Origin of the sequence: Photorhabdus sp. RW14-46, assembly GCF_963887965.1 — a bacterium.
In the GTDB taxonomy this organism is placed as follows: Bacteria; Pseudomonadota; Gammaproteobacteria; order Enterobacterales; family Enterobacteriaceae; genus Photorhabdus; species Photorhabdus laumondii.
Genome location: NZ_CAWPHH010000041.1, coordinates 922 through 20222, shown reverse-complemented (window position 1 = coordinate 20222; position 19301 = coordinate 922). Strand labels below are relative to the sequence as shown.

Genomic DNA, 19301 nt, shown 5'->3' with positions numbered 1-19301 from the left:
CAGATGTACATCATGATGGATCTCAAGAGAGGGAATCGCACCGGACACTAACGGCCGGGTTGAATGACCGTCTTCGTCGTCAGGCACGGTGTTTGGGGGTCAGTCTGGCGGCGTTGTGTCATTTGGCTTGGGCACAGGTGCTGTCTCGTACCAGCGGGCAGGAGAAAGTGGTGTTTGGCACTGTGCTATTTGGGCGCATGGCAATAGGGGAAGGGGCTGACAGTGGGATGGGGTTGTTTATTAATACCTTGCCACTGCGGTTGGATATGGATAATACCCCAGTACGGGATAGTGTGCAGGCGGTACATCTGCGACTGTCTGGGTTACTGGCGCATGAACATGCTTCACTGGCGCTGGCTCAGCAGTGCAGTGGGGTTGCCCGCGGTACGCCCCTTTTTAGTGCCTTACTGAACTATCGGCATAATGATCAGCCAGTGGTTTCAGATGAAACGATAGAGGGTATTGAATTTCTTGACGGTCAGGAGCGCACTAACTATCCCTTTGGGCTGTCGGTGGAGGATGATGGCACCACGTTGGGACTGACCGCTCATGTGGTGCAGCCGTTAAATCCGGATCGGGTATGCGGTTATATGCAGCAGGCACTGGAGAGTCTGGTAGAGGCCCTTGAGCAAGCCCCGGAGACACCAGTACGAGCACTGAACATCTTGCCTGAAATGGAACGCACGTTGTTGCTGGAAACCTTGAACGTCACAGAAATTCCGTATCCTGACCCGTTATGTATTCATCAGCTTTTTGAGCAGCAGGCAGAGCAAACCCCGGGAGCGACGGCGTTAGCATATCAAGATCAGACTTTCAGTTACGCCGAGTTAAATGCCTGTGCTAACCGTCTGGCCCATCAACTGATTGGGTTGGGTGTCACACCGGATCAGCGGGTGGCAATTTGCGTGACACGCTCCCCGGTGATGGTAGTGGCATTGTTGGCGGTGCTAAAAGCAGGGGGCGCTTATGTGCCGCTGGATTCAACCTACCCGGGGGAGCGTCTGGCGTATATCCTGAATGATACAACTCCGGCAGTAGTTTTGGCTGATGCGGTTGGCCGGGCGGCGTTGGGTGAAGAAGCGCTGGTCGGGTTGACGGTACTTGACCCGAATATTTTGCCTGATCAACTGGACAGCAATCCGCAAGTTCCGGCATTGACGCCCCAGCATCTGGCCTATGTGATTTACACCTCCGGCTCAACCGGGCAGCCGAAAGGGGTGATGGTAGAGCATCAGGCGGTATATCAACGGTATCTGGGTTTTAATGAAGCTTATGCCGTTACCGCGCAAGACCGGATGTTGCAATTTGCTGCTTTTGCCTTTGATGTTTCCATCGAAGAATGCTTCTCGTCATTATGTAATGGCGCCACGTTGGTCATGCGGGATGATAGCTGGTTGGCTTCGGTACCGGAGTTTATTGCCTTAGTCTGGCAAAACCATATCACGGTCATGTCTTTGCCGACATTATTTTGGTCTGAACTGATTGCCAAAAATCATTCCTCACCGCTACCAGATTATCTCAGACTCATCATCATTGGCGGTGAGGCGGTCAAAAAGAACGCCGTTCAGGATTGGTTTACGCAGAAAGGCCAGCTCCCTCGGTTGTTGAACGCGTATGGCCCGACGGAAAATACCGTGACGGCCACCTGCAAGGAAATATTATCCCCAACGGATGATCATGCTATTGGTCGGCCTATTAAGAATACCTGCGTCTACCTGTTGGACCGAGACGGGCAACCCGTGCCATTAGGTTGCGTTGGCGAAATGTATATTGGCGGTGTTGGGGTGGCACGGGGTTATCTAAACTTGCCGACATTGAGTGCGGAACATTTTATGCCGGATCCCTTTAGTTCGGTATCCGGTGCACGTATGTATCGTACTGGGGATTTGGCCCGATATCTGCCGGACGGTGATCTCGCGTTCTTGGGGCGTAATGACCAGCAGGTCAAAATCCGCGGTTTCCGTGTTGAACTGGGGGAAATTGAAATCCGATTAACTGAGTATCCAACGGTACAAGAGGCGGCGGTACTGGCGCTGAATGACGGTCGGGATAAACGGCTGGTCGCCTACGTGGTGGCGGAAGCTCACGAGGGGCTGGCAGCTGGCTTGCATGCTTACCTGACTGACATTTTGCCAGATTATATGGTGCCGTCGGCCTTTGTGCGTCTGGATGCGTTTCCATTGACTCCGAATGGTAAACTGGATCGCCGGGCGTTGCCGGTACCACAGGAGCAAGACCTTGCCCGCCAGACTTATGAGGCCCCGAAAGGGGAAATGGAAATAGCGCTGGCGGCGATTTGGCGTGAATTACTGGGGATTGAGCAGATTAGTCGGCATGACAATTTCTTTACATTGGGGGGCCACTCACTGCTCGTTGTGCGGATGATTGAGCTCCTGCGGCGTATTGGTTTGAGTATATCGATACAAACGTTGTTCCAGTATCCAACCCTCCGTGTTCTGGCCCAGTCCCAAGTTCAGTATAATGAAATCCCGGCGCCTGATAACCGTATTACTCCGGATACGGTGGCGTTGACGCCGGATCTACTGCCGTTGATTGACCTGACCCAGCCTGAAATTGACACCATCATCGGGCAGGTCCCGGGTGGGATTAGTAATATCCAGGATATCTATGCGCTGTCGCCGTTGCAGGACGGTATTTTGTTCCACCATCTGCTGGAGAAGGACGGTGATCCGTATCTGTTGATCAGCCAAATGGCTTTTGCTGACCGGGCGCTGTTAGATAATTATTTGACTGCGGTACAACGGATAATTGATCGGCATGATATTTTGCGTACCGCCTTTATCTGGCAAGGTTTGTCAGTGCCAGTGCAGGTAGTCTGGCGTCTGGCCCCGTTGTCAGTCACTGAATTGATGTTAGACCCGGTTGATGGGCCGGTTTGTGAGCAACTGGCTCAACGTTTTAATCCCCGCCATTATCGTCTTGATTTGGGCCAGGCCCCTCTGCTGCGTTTTGTGGTGGTACAGGAGACCGATGGTCGCTGGTTTTTACTGGAATTGCACCATCACCTGATTGGCGACCATACTACACTGGACGTGATGAACCGCGAAGTGCAGGCATATCTTTCAGGTCAGGAAGACAGCCTGCCTGCGCCAGCGCCATTCCGTAATCTGGTGGCACAGGCCCGGTTGGGTGTTAGCCAGGAAGCGCATACGTGTTTCTTTACTGAAATGTTGGCGGCGGTGGAGGAACCGACGTTACCGTTCGGGCTGACGGAGGTACACCGTGATGGATCTCAGGTGACGGAATGCCACCGGATGCTGACGAGCACACTGAATGACCGTTTGCGTCATCAGGCGAGACATCTGGGCGTCAGTCTGGCGGCCTTGTGTCATCTAGCTTGGGCGCAGGTGTTAGCGTGTACCTGTGGTCAGAAGAAAGTGGTGTTTGGTACGGTGCTGTTTGGGCGTATGCAGGCCGGGGACGGCGCGGATAGCGGCATGGGGTTGTTTATTAATACCTTGCCGTTACGGCTGGATATCGATGAGACCCCGGTACGTGACAGCGTGCAGGCTGCCCATACCCGACTGGCCGGATTATTAGCCCATGAGCATGCTTCACTGGCGCTGGCCCAGCGTTGTAGTGGTGTACCGGGTGAGATCCCACTTTTTAGTAGTCTGTTGAACTATCGACATAATGTCTTGTCGGAAACGACGGATGAACTTATCAGCGGTATTGAATTTATTGATGGACAGGAGCGAACCAACTATCCGTTTGTGCTGTCGGTGGAGGATTTTGGTGGCGCGTTGGGGCTAACCGCTCAAATTATCCAGCCGTTTAATCCGGAAAGGATATGCGGTTATATGCAACAGGCACTGGAGAGTTTGGTGGCGGCGCTTGAGCAGGCACCGGAAACCCCGGTACGGGCACTCAACATCTTGCCGAAAGCGGAACGCTTGTTGTTGGAAACCTGGAACGCTACCGAAACCCCATATCCTGAACAGTTGTGCATTCATCAATTATTTGAACAGCAGGCGGAGGAAAATCCGGGGGCTATAGCGCTCATCGCGGGAGATCAAACGCTGAGTTATGCTGAATTGAATGTCTGCGCTAATCGATTAGCCCGTCAACTGATCGAACAAGGCGTTTGCCCAAATGAGCCTGTGGCAATTTTGTTAGGGCGATCGGTGGAACTGGTGGTGGCTCAGTTGGCTATTCTCAAAGCCGGGGCTATTTACGTGCCTGTTGATACCCGCGTGCCGGACGAGCGGAAAAATTGGCTAATAAACGATTGTTCAGCCAAATTGCTGCTTACTGATGCGCGGACGGATATTCCGACTGATCTGGCCGTGCCGCTGCTTCGGCTCTCAAATGACATGGGCACTATCAGGGAGGAGGATGGCCTTAACCCTAAATTGCCACATTCCAACGCTGAACCGGCGTATGTTATGTATACCTCCGGCTCGACCGGGATACCCAAAGGGGTGGTGGTGCCGCATCGTGCTGTAGTCCGGCTGGTCATCAATAATGGTTATGCTGAAGTGGGGCCGGATGATCGGGTTGCTTTTACCGCTAATCCGGCTTTTGATGCTAGCACATTTGAAGTCTGGGCTCCGTTGCTTAATGGCGGGGCGCTGGTCATTATCGACCATACCACGTTGCTGACACCATCGGCGTTAGTGCGGGCTTTGCAGGCTCATCGCATCACGGTTCTGTGGCTGACTATTGGGCTGTTTAACCGGCTGGTGGCAGAGTTGTCCCCAGCTCTGCCGCAGATAAAGATCTTGATTTTCGGGGGAGATATTCCTGATCTGCATGTGATTGCCCAGGTTCTGGATAATCATCCGCCACAGCAATTATTGCAAGCTTATGGTCCGAGTGAGGGAACTACCTTTACGACGACATATCGTATCACTGCATTGCCTGTGGGGGCGACCAGGCTCCCCATTGGTCGGCCAATCGCTAATACGCGGGTTTATTTGTTGGATGCTGGCGGTCAGCCAGTACCGTTGGGAGTGGTCGGTGAGATTTATGTCGGGGGCGATGGGGTTGCCTGTGGGTATCTGAACCGTCCTGAGTTGACGACTGAACATTTCTTGGTCGATCCCTTTAGCAGTAAGCCGGCTGCCCGGATGTATCGCTCTGGAGATTTGGCCCGTTACCTGCCGGACGGTAATTTGGAATTTTTGGGCCGTAACGACCAGCAGGTCAAAATCCGTGGTTTCCGTGTTGAGCCGGGGGAAATTGAAGTGCGGCTAACTGCGCACCCGGCAGTGCGTGAGGCGGCGGTATTAGCGTTGGATGACGGTCAGGATAAACGGTTGATCGCCTATGTTGTGGCACCAGAGGATGACCGGTTGGTGAATAGCTTGCGTGACCACCTGAGTGCAGTTTTGCCTGACTACATGGTGCCGGCGGCCTTTGTGCGTCTGGATGCCTTCCCACTAACCCCGAATGGCAAGCTGGATCGCCGGTTGCTGCCGGTGCCAGGCGAGGCAGTCTTTGCCCGTCAGGTCCATGAAGCCCCGCAAGGGGAAACAGAAATTGCGTTGGCGGTTATCTGGCGTGAAGTTCTGGGGATGGAACAGATTAGCCGACATGATAATTTCTTTGCACTGGGCGGCCATTCGCTATTGGCAGTGCGGATGATGAACCGGATAGCGGCGTTAGGTATCGAACTGCCACTGAGCACATTGTTTGCAGCGCCCGTTTTAATGGCTTTTGCTGAGGCAATGCGTACCCGGTTTGATGAACTGCGTAAGAGATTACCCGTCATCCTGCCGGTATCTCGTGAGGGGGTGTTGCCTCTGTCATTCGCTCAACAGCGTCTGTGGTTCCTCGCGCAGTTTGAGGGGGTCAGTGATACCTATCATATTCCGATGGCACTGCGCTTGTGTGGCCAATTAGATATCGTTGCCTGGCAACAGGCGCTTAACACGTTATTTGCCCGTCATGAAGCGTTACGTTCTGTTTTCGTTTCTGTTGACGGTCAGCCACAAGTGCAACTGTTGGCTGCGGACAGCGGGTTACCGTTGTCTCAGTATGACCTGCGTGGGGTACCGGATGCTGAAGCTGTGCTTGAACACCTGAGTATCGGAGAAGCTCGCACGTCATTTGACCTCAGCCATGGCCCGCTTATCCGAGCTACGCTTATCCGGCTTACGGACGACGAATACCAGTTCCTGCTTACCCAGCATCATATTGTGTCGGATGGCTGGTCTGTAGGCGTGCTGATCCGTGAACTGAGTCAGCTCTATACGGCTTTTCTGGCGGGGCAGTGTGATCCATTGCCCCCGCTGGCGATTCAGTATCCTGATTACGCCGCCTGGCAGCGTCAGTGGCTGTCGGCTGAACGGGTCCTGGCTCAATCGGATTATTGGCGTACCGTACTGGCTGACGCGCCAGTGCTGCTTGATTTACCAACCGATCGGCCTCGCTCGCCTCAGCAGTCGTTTGCCGGGCATGTTGTGCCCATTGATCTGGATACGGAATTAACGACAGCGCTTAAGCACCTGAGTGAACAGCAAGGCGTCACGTTATTTATAACGCTGTTGTCAGCTTGGGCGACGGTCCTGTCACGCTTGTCAGGTCAGGAGGCGGTGGTTATCGGCACCCCGAGTGCGGGCCGCAGTCGCCAGGAAGTGGAATCCTTGATCGGTTTCTTTGTTAATACGCTGGCTTTGCGTATTGATTTATCGGGTGCGCCGAATGTGATTGAGTTGCTGGCGCGTGTGCGGCAAACCGCTTTGGCGGCACAGGGATATCAAGATTTGCCGTTTGAACAGGTAGTGGAAGTTGTGCAGCCACCACGCAGCTTGGCGCATACCCCGTTGTTTCAGGTGATGTTTGCCTGGCAAAACAATGAGAGCCCGGCATGGGAACTGCCTGAATTGGCTGTCTCGCTTGTTGATACTGCTTTTGACACAGTTAAGTTTGATCTGGAACTAGAACTATCTGAAGAGGAAGGCCGGATTGTGGGTGCGTTAGGTTATGCCACGGCCCTGTTTGATCAATCAACCATCGAGCGTTATGTAGGGTATTTTCACGCGGTACTGCAAGCGATGGTGGCTGATGCTGAACAGCGGGTTGGGGAAATTGATATCCTGACACCGGCAGAGCGCGGACTGTTGCTGGAAACCTGGAACGCGACGGAAACCGCGTATCCTGACCAGTTATGTATTCATCAATTATTTGAACAACAGGCGGAGAAAACGCCGCAGGCTACCGCGCTTATCGCAGGGGATCAAACGCTGAGCTATGCTGAATTGAATGCCCGTGCTAATCGGTTAGCCCGTCAGTTGATCGCACAAGGCGTATGCCCAGATGAGCATGTTGTGATCTTGTTAGAACGATCGATTGAATTGGTGGTGGCTCAGTTGGCTATTCTCAAAGTTGGTGCCGTTTATGTCCCTGTTGATCCCAGCGTGCCGGATGAGCGGAAAAATTGGCTGATAAACGATTGTTCCGCCAAATTGTTACTCACCGATACTCGGACTGATATCCCGGCTGATTGGATTGTTCTCGTATTTCGTTTCGCTGATAAGACAGAGGTGATTAAGGGGGAGGATCGCTCCAATCTTGATGTGCCTTGTCTCAGTTCTGACTCAGCATATGTCATGTACACCTCTGGTTCGACCGGCACGCCAAAAGGGGTGATAGTGCCTCATCGTGCTGTGGTCCGGTTGGTCATCAATAATGGCTATGCTGAAATTGGGTCGGATGATCAGGTTGCTTTTGCGGCTAATCCGGCTTTCGACGCTAGCACGTTAGAAGTTTGGGGGGCTTTGCTTAACGGTGCCACACTGGTGGTTGTCGATCACGCTACGTTGCTGACACCATCGGATTTTGCACTGGCTTTGCACAGATATCGAATTAATATCCTGTGGTTGAGTGTCGGGTTGTTTAACCAGATAGCCGAAGAATTATCCATGGTTCTCCCACAAATCAAGATACTGATTGTTGGGGGTGATGTTCTTGATCCGCATGTAATTGCCCAGGTATTGCATAATAATCCACCGCAACAACTGTTGAATGGTTACGGACCGAGTGAGGGAACCACCTTTACCACAACATATCGCATCACTGCGTTACCGGTGGGTGCGACCAATATCCCCATAGGCCGACCAATCGGCAATACGCGAGTTTATCTGTTGGATGTTTACGGTCAGCCGGTGCCGTTGGGGGTGGTCGGTGAGATTTATATTGGTGGAGATGGAGTAGCCCGAGGTTATCTCAATCGTCCTGAATTGACGGCTGAACGTTTCCTGGCAGATCCATTTAGTCATGAATCGGATGCCCTGATGTATCGCTCTGGGGATTTGGCCCGTTACTTGCCAGATGGTAATCTGGAATTCTTGGGCCGTAGTGACCAGCAGATCAAAATCCGCGGTTTCCGCATTGAACTGGGAGAAATTGAAACCCGATTAATCGAATACCCGGTGGTACAAGAGGCGGCGGTACTGGCGCTGAATGACGGTCGGGATAAACGGCTGGTCGCCTACGTGGTGGCGGAAGCTCACGAGGGGCTGGCGGCTGGCCTGCGTGCTCACCTGACTGCTATTTTGCCGGATTATATGGTGCCGACGGCTTTTGTGCGTCTGGATGCGTTTCCATTGACCCCGAATGGTAAATTGGACCGCCGGGCGTTTCCAGTACCGAAGGCGCAAGACCTTGCCCGCCAGATTTATGAGGCCCCACAAGGGGAAATGGAAATAGCGCTGGCGACTATTTGGCATGAGTTATTGGGGATTGAACAGATTGGCCGGCATGACAATTTCTTTGCCTTGGGGGCCCACTCGCTGCTCGTCGTGCGGATGATTGAGCGCCTGCGGCGTGTTGGTCTGAGTATATCGGTACAAACGTTGTTCCAGTATCCAACCCTCCGTGTTCTGGCCCAGTCTCTGGTTCAGCATGATAAAATCCCGGTACCCGATAACCGCATTACACCGGATACGACGGTGCTGACGCCGGAGATGTTGCCACTGATTGATTTGACTCAACCTGACATTGACCACATCGTCGGACAGGTACCGGGTGGGATCAGTAATATTCAGGATATCTATGCGCTGTCGCCGTTGCAGGACGGTATTTTGTTCCACCATATGCTGGAGAAGGACGGTGATCCGTATCTGTTAATCAGCCAGGTGGTTTTTGCTGACCGGGCGCTGTTAGATCGTTATTTGGCCGCGATTCAACAGACCATTGATCGGCACGATATCTTACGTACCGCTTTTATCTGGCAGGGATTGTCAGTGCCGGCACAGGTGGTCTGGCGTCTGGCCCCGTTGTTAGTTACAGAATTGACGCTGGACCCGGCTGATGGCCCGGTCTGTGAGCAACTGGCTCAACGTTTTAATCCCCGCTATTATCGTCTTGGCTTGGGTCAGGCACCTCTGCTGCGTTTTGTGGTGGCGCAGGAGACCGATGGCCGCTGGTTTTTACTGGAATTGCACCATCACCTGATTGGCGACCATACCACGTTGGAAGTGATGAATCGTGAAGTACAGGCCTGTCTTTCAGGTCAAGAGGACAGCCTGCCTGCACCAATGCCATTCCGTAATCTGGTGGCGCAGGCTCGGTTGGGTGTCAGTCAGGAAGAGCATACTCATTTCTTTACCGACATGCTGGCGGCGGTGGCGGAGCCGACGTTACCGTTCGGGCTGACGGAGGTACACCGTGATGGGTCACAGGTGACGGAATACCACCGGATGTTGACGAGTACACTGAATGACCGTTTGCGTCGTCAGGCGAAACATCTGGGCGTCAGTCTGGCGGCCTTGTGTCATCTAGCTTGGGCGCAGGTGTTGGCGTGTACCAGTGATCAGAAGAATGTTGTGTTTGGTACGGTGCTGTTTGGGCGTATGCAGGTGGGGGACGGCGCTGATAGCGGCATGGGGTTGTTTATTAATACTTTGCCGTTACGGCTGGATATTGATGAGACCCCAGTACGGGATAGCGTGCAGGCTGCCCATACCCGACTGGCCGGATTATTAGCCCATGAGCATGCTTCACTGACGCTGGCCCAGCGTTGCAGTGGTGTATCGGGTGAGATCCCGCTCTTTAGTAGTCTGTTGAACTATCGGCATAATGCTTTGCCGGCAACGACGAATGAGCTTATCAGCGGTATTGAATTTATTGATGGACAGGAGCGGACTAACTATCCATTTGTGCTGTCGGTTGAGGATTTTGGTGACGCATTGGGGCTAACGGCTCAAATTGTCCAGCCGTTTAATCCGGAAAGGATATGCGGTTATATGCAACAGGCGCTGGAGAGTTTGGTAGCGGCGCTTGAGCAGGCCCCGGAGATCCCGGTACGGGCACTCAACATCCTGCCGGAAACGGAACGCTCGTTGTTGTTGGAAACCTGGAACGCCACAGCAACCTCGTATCCTGAACAGCGATGTATCCATCAATTATTTGAACAACAGGCGGAGAAAACGCCGGGGGCTATAGCGCTCATCGCCGGAGATCAAACGCTGAGTTATGCTGAATTGAATGCTCGCGCTAATCGGTTAGCCCGTCAACTGATTGAACAAGGCGTTTGCCCGCATGAACATGTAGCAATTTTGTTAGTGAGATCGGTGGAGCTGGTGGTGGCTCAGTTGGCTGTTCTCAAAGCCGGGGCTATTTACGTGCCTGTTGATACCCGCGTGCCGGACGAGCGGAAAAACTGGCTGATAAGCGATTGTGCCGCCCGGTTGTTGCTCACCGATACACAGACGGAGATCCCGGCTGGCCTGGCTGTGCCGCTGTTTCGTTTCTCAAGTGACATGGGCACTATCAGGGAGGAGGATGGCCTTAATCCTGAATTGCCGCATTCCAGCGCTGAACCGGCGTATGTTATGTACACCTCCGGCTCGACCGGGATACCCAAAGGGGTGGTGGTGCCGCATCGTGCTGTGGTCCGGCTGGTTATCAATAATGACTATGCTGAAGTAGGGCCAGATGATCGGGTTGCTTTTACCGCTAATCCGGCTTTTGATGCCAGCACATTTGAAGTCTGGGCACCGTTGCTTAATGGTGCCACACTGGTGGTTATTGATTACGCTACTTTGCTGACACCATCGGATTTTGCACTGGCTTTGCACAGGTATCAAATTAATATCCTGTGGTTGAGTGTGGGATTATTTAATCAGCTGGTAGAGGAATTATCCCCGGTTCTCCCGCAGATAAAAATCCTGATTGTCGGGGGTGATGTTCTTGATCCGCATGTGATTGCCCAGGTACTGGATAATAATCCACCGCAACAACTGTTGAATGGCTACGGGCCGAGTGAAGGAACCACCTTTACGACGACATATCCTATTACTGAGTTGCCAGTAGGAACGATCAAGATCCCTATTGGCCGGCCAATCGCTAATACGCGGGTTTATTTATTGGATGTTTACGGTCAGCCGGTACCGTTGGGGGTGGCCGGTGAGATTTATATTGGTGGAGACGGGGTTGCCTGCGGGTATCTGAACCGGCCTGAGTTGACGGCTGAACGTTTCCTGGTCGATCCATTTAGTAATAAACCGGCTGCCCGGATGTATCGCTCTGGGGATTTGGCCCGTTACTTGCCGGATGGTAATCTGGAATTCCTGGGCCGTAGTGACCAGCAGGTCAAAATCCGTGGTTTCCGTATTGAACTGGGAGAAATTGAATCACGATTAACCGAGTTTCCTGCAGTGCAAGAGACAGCGATACTGGTGTTAGATGACGGTCAGGATAAACAGTTAGTTGCCTATGTGGTGGCGAAAGCGGATAAGGGGCTGGTGAATAGCCTGCATGACCACCTGAGTGCAGTTTTGCCTGACTACATGGTACCGGCGGCTTTTGTACGTCTGGATGCCTTCCCGCTAACCCCGAACGGCAAGTTGGATCGCCGGTTGCTGCCGGTGCCAGGCGAGGCAGCCTTTGCCCGTCAGGTTCATGAAGCCCCGCAAGGGGAAACAGAAATTGCGCTGGCCGTTATCTGGTGTGAAGTCTTGGGCATTGAACAGATTAGTCGGCATGATAATTTCTTTGCTTTGGGCGGCCATTCGTTGTTGGCAGTGCGAATGATGAACCGGATAGCGGCGTTAGGTATCGAACTGCCATTGAGCACGTTGTTTGAGTCCCCCGTTTTAATGGCTTTTGCTGAGGCAATGTGTACCCGGTTTAATGAACAACGTAAGAGATTACCTGTCATTCAGCCGGTATCTCGTGAGGGTGTATTGCCGCTGTCATTCGCTCAACAGCGTCTGTGGTTCCTTGCTCAGTTTGAGGGGATCAGTGAAACCTATCATATTCCGATGGCACTGCGTTTGCGGGGACAACTTAATATTAGTGTATTGCAACAAGCACTTGATACGCTGTTTTCCCGCCATGAAGCGTTACGCTCTATATTTATTTCCGTTGATGGTCAGCCACAAGTGCAATTGTTGGCTGCGAACAACGGGTTACCGTTGTCTCAGTATGACCTGCGTGGGGTACCGGATGCCGAAGCTATGCTTGAACACCTCAGTATCGGGGAAGCTCGTACGTCATTTGACCTCAGTCATGGCCCGCTTATCCGAGCTGCGCTTATCCGGCTTACGGATGACGAATACCGGTTCTTGCTTACCCAGCATCATATTGTGTCGGATGGCTGGTCTGTAGGCGTGCTGATCCGTGAACTGAGCATGCTCTATACGGCTTTCCTGGCGGGGCAGTGTGATCCATTGCTACCACTGGCGATTCAGTATCCAGATTACGCTGCCTGGCAACGTCAGTGTCTGTCGGCTGAACGGGCCTTGGCTCAATCGGATTATTGGCGTATCACACTGACTGACGCACCAGTATTGCTTGATTTACCAACCGATCGGCCACGCCCGCTTCAGCAGTCGTTTGCGGGGCATGTTGTGCCCATCGTTCTGGATACGGAATTAACGACAGCGCTTAAACGTTTGAGCGAGCAGCAAGGCGTTACATTATTTATGACGCTGCTGTCAGCCTGGGCGACGGTCCTGTTACGCTTATCAGGTCAAGAGGATGTGGTTATCGGTACCCCGAGTGCGGGCCGAAGTTGTCAGGAGGTGGAATCGCTGATCGGTTTCTTTGTCAATACGTTGGCTTTGCGTATTGATTTATCGGGTGCGCCAAATGTAATTGAGTTGCTGGCGCGTGTGCGGCAAACCGCTTTGGCGGCGCAGGTGCATCAGGACTTGCCGTTTGAACAGGTAGTAGAAATTGTCCAGCCACCGCGCAGATTGGCACATACCCCGTTATTCCAGGTGATGTTTGCCTGGCAGAGCAATGAGAGCCCGGCATGGGAACTGCCTGAGTTGGCTGTCTCGCCTGTTGATACTGTTTTTGACACAGTTAAGTTTGATCTGGAACTAGAACTGTCTGAAGAGGAAGGCCGGATTGTTGGTGCGCTGGGTTATGCTACGGCCCTGTTTGAACAATCAACAATCGAGCGTTATGTGGGGTATTTGCACGCGGTATTGCAAGCGATGGTGGCTGATGCTGAACCGCGGGTTGGGGAGATTGATATTCTGGCACTGACGGAGCGCAGATTGTTGCTGGAAACCTGGAACGCGACGGAGACTACTTATCCTCACCAGCTATGTATTCATCAATTATTTGAACAACAGGCTGGGAAAACGCCAGATGCGACAGCACTAGTGTATGAAGATCAGACTCTAAGCTATGCCGAATTGAATGCTCATGCTAACCGGCTAGCGCATCAACTGATTGAATTGGGTGTCGTGCCAGACCAGCGAGTGGCGATTTGCGTGTCGCGCTCACCCGCAATGGTGGTGGGATTGATGGCGGTACTGAAAGCGGGGGGAGCTTATGTGCCATTGGACCCAGATTACCCTAGCGAACGTTTGGTGCACATTTTGGCTGATGCTTTACCGGCTATTTTACTGGCTGATGTTGCTGGGCGTACAGCGTTAGGTGAGAACGCACTTACCGCGCTAATAGTGCTTGATCCGAATATATTGTTAGACCAACCGGACAACAATCCGCAGATATCTGAATTAACCTCACGACATTTGGCGTATGTGATTTACACCTCCGGTTCTACTGGTATTCCTAAAGGGGTAATGATTGAGCATCGTGGTGTAATTAATCTTGTGTTGGCACAAATTACCCGTTTGAACATTCGTGTAACCAGTCGGATGTTGCAATTTGCTTCATTTAACTTTGATGCCAGTGTTTGGGAAATCATGATAGCGCTGGGTGGGGGAGCTAGCCTTGCTATCCCTTCCGACACGGTTCGTCAGGATCCTCGTCGTCTCTGGCATTATCTGGAAGAACAGACTGTGACTCACGCTTGCTTGACACCGGCCCTGCTTCGTGATGGTAGTGATTTACCGGCGATAGCGATAAAACCGACATTGGTACTGGCAGGTGAAGCACCCAGTGCGGCGCTGCTCCAGGCTCTGCGTGGTCGGGTAAATCTGTTCAATGCTTATGGTCCGACGGAAACCACGGTTTGTGCTACGACTTGGCATTGTTCGCCAGACTATACAGATGAATTGGTCCCGATTGGGCAACCAATGGCCAATATGCGTGTTTATTTGTTGGACGTTAAAGGTCAGCCAGTACCATTGGGGGTAGTGGGAGAATTATATCTCGGTGGTGTTGGTGTGGCCCGCGGCTATTTAAACCGTCCTGAATTGACGATTGAACGCTTCCTTGACGATCCGTTTAGTGATGCGCCCGATGCGCGAATGTATCGTACCGGGGATTTGGCCCGTTATCTGCCGGACGGCAATCTGGTGTTTGTTGGTCGTAATGATCAACAGGTTAAAATCCGGGGTTTCCGTATTGAGCCGGGAGAAATCGAAGCACGATTAATAAAGCATCCTGCGGTAAGTGAAGCACGGGTATTGGCGTTGGGTGGCGGTCAGGATAAGCGTTTAGTTGCTTATGTGGTAGCGGAAGCAGATGACGGGTTGGCCGCTATATTGCGTGAACATCTGAGTGATATTTTGCCTGATTACATGGTACCTGCGGCTTTTGTTCGTCTGGATGCCTTCCCGTTGACCCCTAACGGTAAATTGGGCCGTCAGGCATTACCGGCACCGGAAGAGGATGCTTTTGCCCGTCAGTATTATGAAGCTCCACAGGGGGAGATGGAAACTGTACTGGGGGCTATCTGGCAGGAGTTACTGGGGATTGCGCAGATCAGCCGGCATGATAATTTTTTTGCCTTGGGCGGTCATTCATTATTGGCGGTGCGGATGATGAACCGGATAGCCGCGTTAGGTATCGAACTGCCATTGAGCACATTGTTTGAGTTCCCCGTTTTAATGGCTTTTGCTGAGGAGATGTATGCCCGGTTTGATAAAACGGGCACTAGACTCCCCGCCATTATACCGATATCCCGTGAGGGGACGTTGCCGTTGTCATTCGCTCAACAGCGTTTATGGTTTCTTGTCCAGCTTGACAACTCAAACTCAGGTAGCAGTTATCATATGCCGATGGCGTTACGTCTATCTGGCTCACTTAATGAGACCGCCTGGCAGCGGGCGCTCGATACACTGTTTGCCCGTCATGAAGCATTGCGTTCGGTGTTCGTCTCCATTGACGGCCAGCCTCAGGTACGATTACTGATGCCGGATAGTGGATTGCCGTTGTCTCAACATGATCTGCGCGGGATATCCGCTGCGGGTGCGGTACTGGAACGCTTGAGTATTGAGGAAGTCTGTACGCCATTTGATCTGAGCCGTGGTCCGCTAATCCGTGCCAGCCTTATTCGGCTCACAGACGATGAATACCAGTTCCTGCTCACCCAGCATCACATTGTGTCAGATGGTTGGTCTGTAGGCATATTGATGCGTGAGTTAAGTGCTCTCTATACAGCTTTTTCGGTAGGACAACCTGACCCATTACCGCCATTGGCGATTCAATATCCTGATTATGCCGCCTGGCAACGTCAGTGGCTGTTGGCTGAGCGAGTTCAGATTCAATCTGACTATTGGCATACGATGCTGGCTGATGCGCCGGTACTGCTGGATCTGCCTGCTGACCGGCCACGTCCGTCTGAACAGTCGTTTGCCGGGAATATTGTGCCCATCAAGCTGGATGCAGAATTAACGACATCTCTTAAGCGCCTGAGCGAACAACAGGGTGTTACGTTATTCATGACACTATTGTCAGCCTGGGCGACGGTTCTGTCGCGTCTGTCAGGTCAGGAGGATATGGTGATCGGCACACCGAGTGCGGGCCGTAACCGCCAGGAAGTAGAATCGCTGATCGGTTTCTTTGTCAATACGCTGGCCTTGCGTATCGACTTGTCAGGTGCGCCGAATGTGGCTGAATTACTTATGCGTGTGCGACAAACCGCGCTGGCGGCACAGGAACATCAGGATCTGCCATTTGAACAAGTTGTGGAGATTGTACAGCCGCCACGCAGACTGGCGCATACCCCGTTGTTCCAGGTGATGTTTGCCTGGCAGAACAATGAGAACGCAGAATGGCGATTGCCGGGGTTGGCGGTCTCATCTGTTGATCAACGCTTTGATACGGTCAGATTTGATCTTGAACTGAATCTGTTTGAGGAGGGAGGCAGAATTGTGGGGGCTTTGAGTTATGCCACTGCTCTGTTTGAACAGCAGACAATTGAGCGGCATGTGGGGTATCTACATGCCGTATTGCAAGCGATGGTGGCTGACTCTCAACAGCGGATCGGGGAAATTGATATTTTGGCGCCGGCAGAGCGCAGGTTGTTGCTGGCAACCTGGAATGCTACGGAAATAGCCTATCCTGACCTGTTGTGCATTCACCAATTATTTGAACGGAAGGTCGAAAAAACACCAGATGCAACGGCACTAGTACATGAAGATCAGACTCTTAACTATGCTGAACTGAATGCCCGTGCTAACCGGCTGGCGCATCAACTGATTGCGCTGGGTGTGGTACCGGATCAGCGGGTGGCGATTTGCGTGGCGCGCTCACCGGCGATGGTGGTGGGATTATTAGCGGTGTTAAAAGCAGGAGGGGCTTATGTGCCGCTGGACCCGGATTACCCTAGTGAACGCTTGGTGTATATTTTGGCGGATGCCTTACCGGTTATTTTACTGGCTGATGTTACTGGGCGTACAGCGCTAGGTGAGAACGTGCTTACCGGGCTGACGGTACTTGATCCGAATACATTGCCGGACCAGCCGGACAGCAATCCGCAGATATCTGAATTAACTTCGCGGCATTTGGCGTATGTGATTTACACCTCCGGCTCGACCGGCATGCCGAAAGGGGTGATGGTTGAACATAGGCAGTTGGTGAATCAAATTACTGCGTTGAATACGAAATGGTTGTTCAAGGCGTCTGACCGTCTATTGCAGTTTTGCAACCTTTCTTTTGATGTTTGTGCATCAGAAATATTTTGTGCAATAACGCAGGGTTCAGCAATCGTCTTGAGGACAAATCAATGGACGTTCAGTGCACAGGAATTCTGGCGTTTGTGTGAATCTTACAAAATTACCTATATTGCAATACCCGCCCAATTCTGGCGGATAATATCTAAGGTGAGTCAAGATGACATCTATCGGGGTTTAAGGATTATTTGTATTGGTGGAGAAGCGATATCTGATCAGGCATTAGAGAGCTGGTTATCGGTTCACGGTGAATCCCTTGTCTTGGCAAATTGTTATGGTCCTACAGAAGCGACGATTACTACAACGATATCCTGTCTAAATGAAATGGCAAGACAAGCCAGTATTATTGGCCGTCCACTCCAAAATATGCGAATTTACTTGCTGGATATTTATGGCCAGCCGGTGCCACTGGGGGTGACAGGCGAAATCTATATTGGCGGGGCGGGTATTGCCCGCGGTTACCTCAATCGGCCTGACCTGACTGTCGAATATTTTGTTGCAGATCCATTTAGCGATGAGCCTGATGCTCATATGTATAAAACAGGAGATTTAGGCCGTTATCTGCCAGATGGTAATTTGGTATTCCTTGGCCGCAATGATCAGCAGGTTAAAATTCGGGGCTTTCGGATTGAGCTGGGTGAAATTGAAGTTCGCCTGACAGAACATCCTGCGGTACGTGAGGCTATTGTGCTGGTGCAGGACGATGGGGAAGATAAACGGCTGGTGGCTTATGTGGTGGCCCAGGCGAATGATAGGCTGGTTAACAGCTTGCGTGAACACTTAAATGCTTTGCTGCCTGATTATATGGTGCCTGGTGCCTTTGTGCATCTGGATGCTTTTCCTCTAACCCCGAACGGCAAGCTGGATCGTCAGGCATTACCGGTACCGGACGAAAAAGCGGTTGCTCGTCAGGTTTACGCTACACCGCGTGGGGAAATAGAAACCGCATTGGCAGCGATTTGGTGTGAATTACTGGGGGTTGAGCGAGTCAGTCGACATGACAACTTTTTCGCACTGGGCGGTCACTCACTGCTTGCCATGCGAATGATAAATCTTGCTGCCGGTCAGGGTTTAATTTGTACATTGAATGCCTTGTTCCAATGCCCTGTATTGTCCGAATTAGCAGCAAAAATTACCTCAGATCTGTTGTCTCATTCGCAAAGCAGTGCTATAGAGGTGCGATCTGGTGGAACAGAGCTGCCGTTGTTTTTTGTGCCCAGTGGGATAGAAGACTATTCTTATGTTTTTGGGTTGGCTCAACATATCCGGTCAGACTATCCGATTTATGCAGTGTCGTGGCCTCCCATAAGTGAAGGGCCGACGTTGACTATGGAAGAGCGGGCGACCAGAATGCTCACCTTGATGAAAGCGGTGCAACCAGTAGGCCCGTACCGGATATGCGGTTACTCTTCTGGTGGGATATTGGCTTATGCCATTGCTGAACAGTTGTTGAATACTGGTGAGACGGTGAATTTCTTGGGATTGATTGATACGCCGGCTCCTCATTATATCAGGGGGCAGTCTGTGCAACCCAAACATCAGTTCCTTGATGAGTTAGCAAGGCAATCTGGGGAGGAGCGTACAGAAGAAGTCGCTGCATTATACCGGCGAATTGATGAGCTAAACTTGGTGCAATTTATTGAAGCAGCACAGGAGTTGGCTTTATATCCCGCCAATCTGCGCCCTGATTTAATCGCAAAGAATTGGGAGCGGATAGAGTGTTATGCGCAAATAGTCAGAGAATATGACCCACAGGTATTAGCGATAATGTTGCATCAGTTTTATGCGATAGAGCCTCCCCTCTCTAGTCCTTTCATTACGGATGAAAGACCTAAGCCTTTAATCATGGATCCATCATTAGGTTGGGCGCAAATAATGCCTGACTCTTCACTTCAGTTGATTGCTATTCCGGGTAATCATTCCAGTTTGATGGAGGATAATGAGAATAGAATCGCTTTAGCTCAGGCTTTGAATAGGGTGTTGCCAATCAATTATGATGAGGAGGTTTTGTAA

General features: G+C 51.9%; 1 protein-coding gene (running past one end of the window). It reads left to right on the top strand.

Annotated features, from left to right (window positions below):
- A protein-coding gene (locus tag AACQ38_RS21200) for a non-ribosomal peptide synthase/polyketide synthase (RefSeq protein WP_165579015.1) crosses the window boundary here: on the top strand, nt 1-19301 show its 3' portion. It extends 9805 nt beyond the left edge of the window; only the last 19301 of its 29106 coding nucleotides appear in the window; the start codon falls outside the window, past its left edge; its stop codon occupies nt 19299-19301.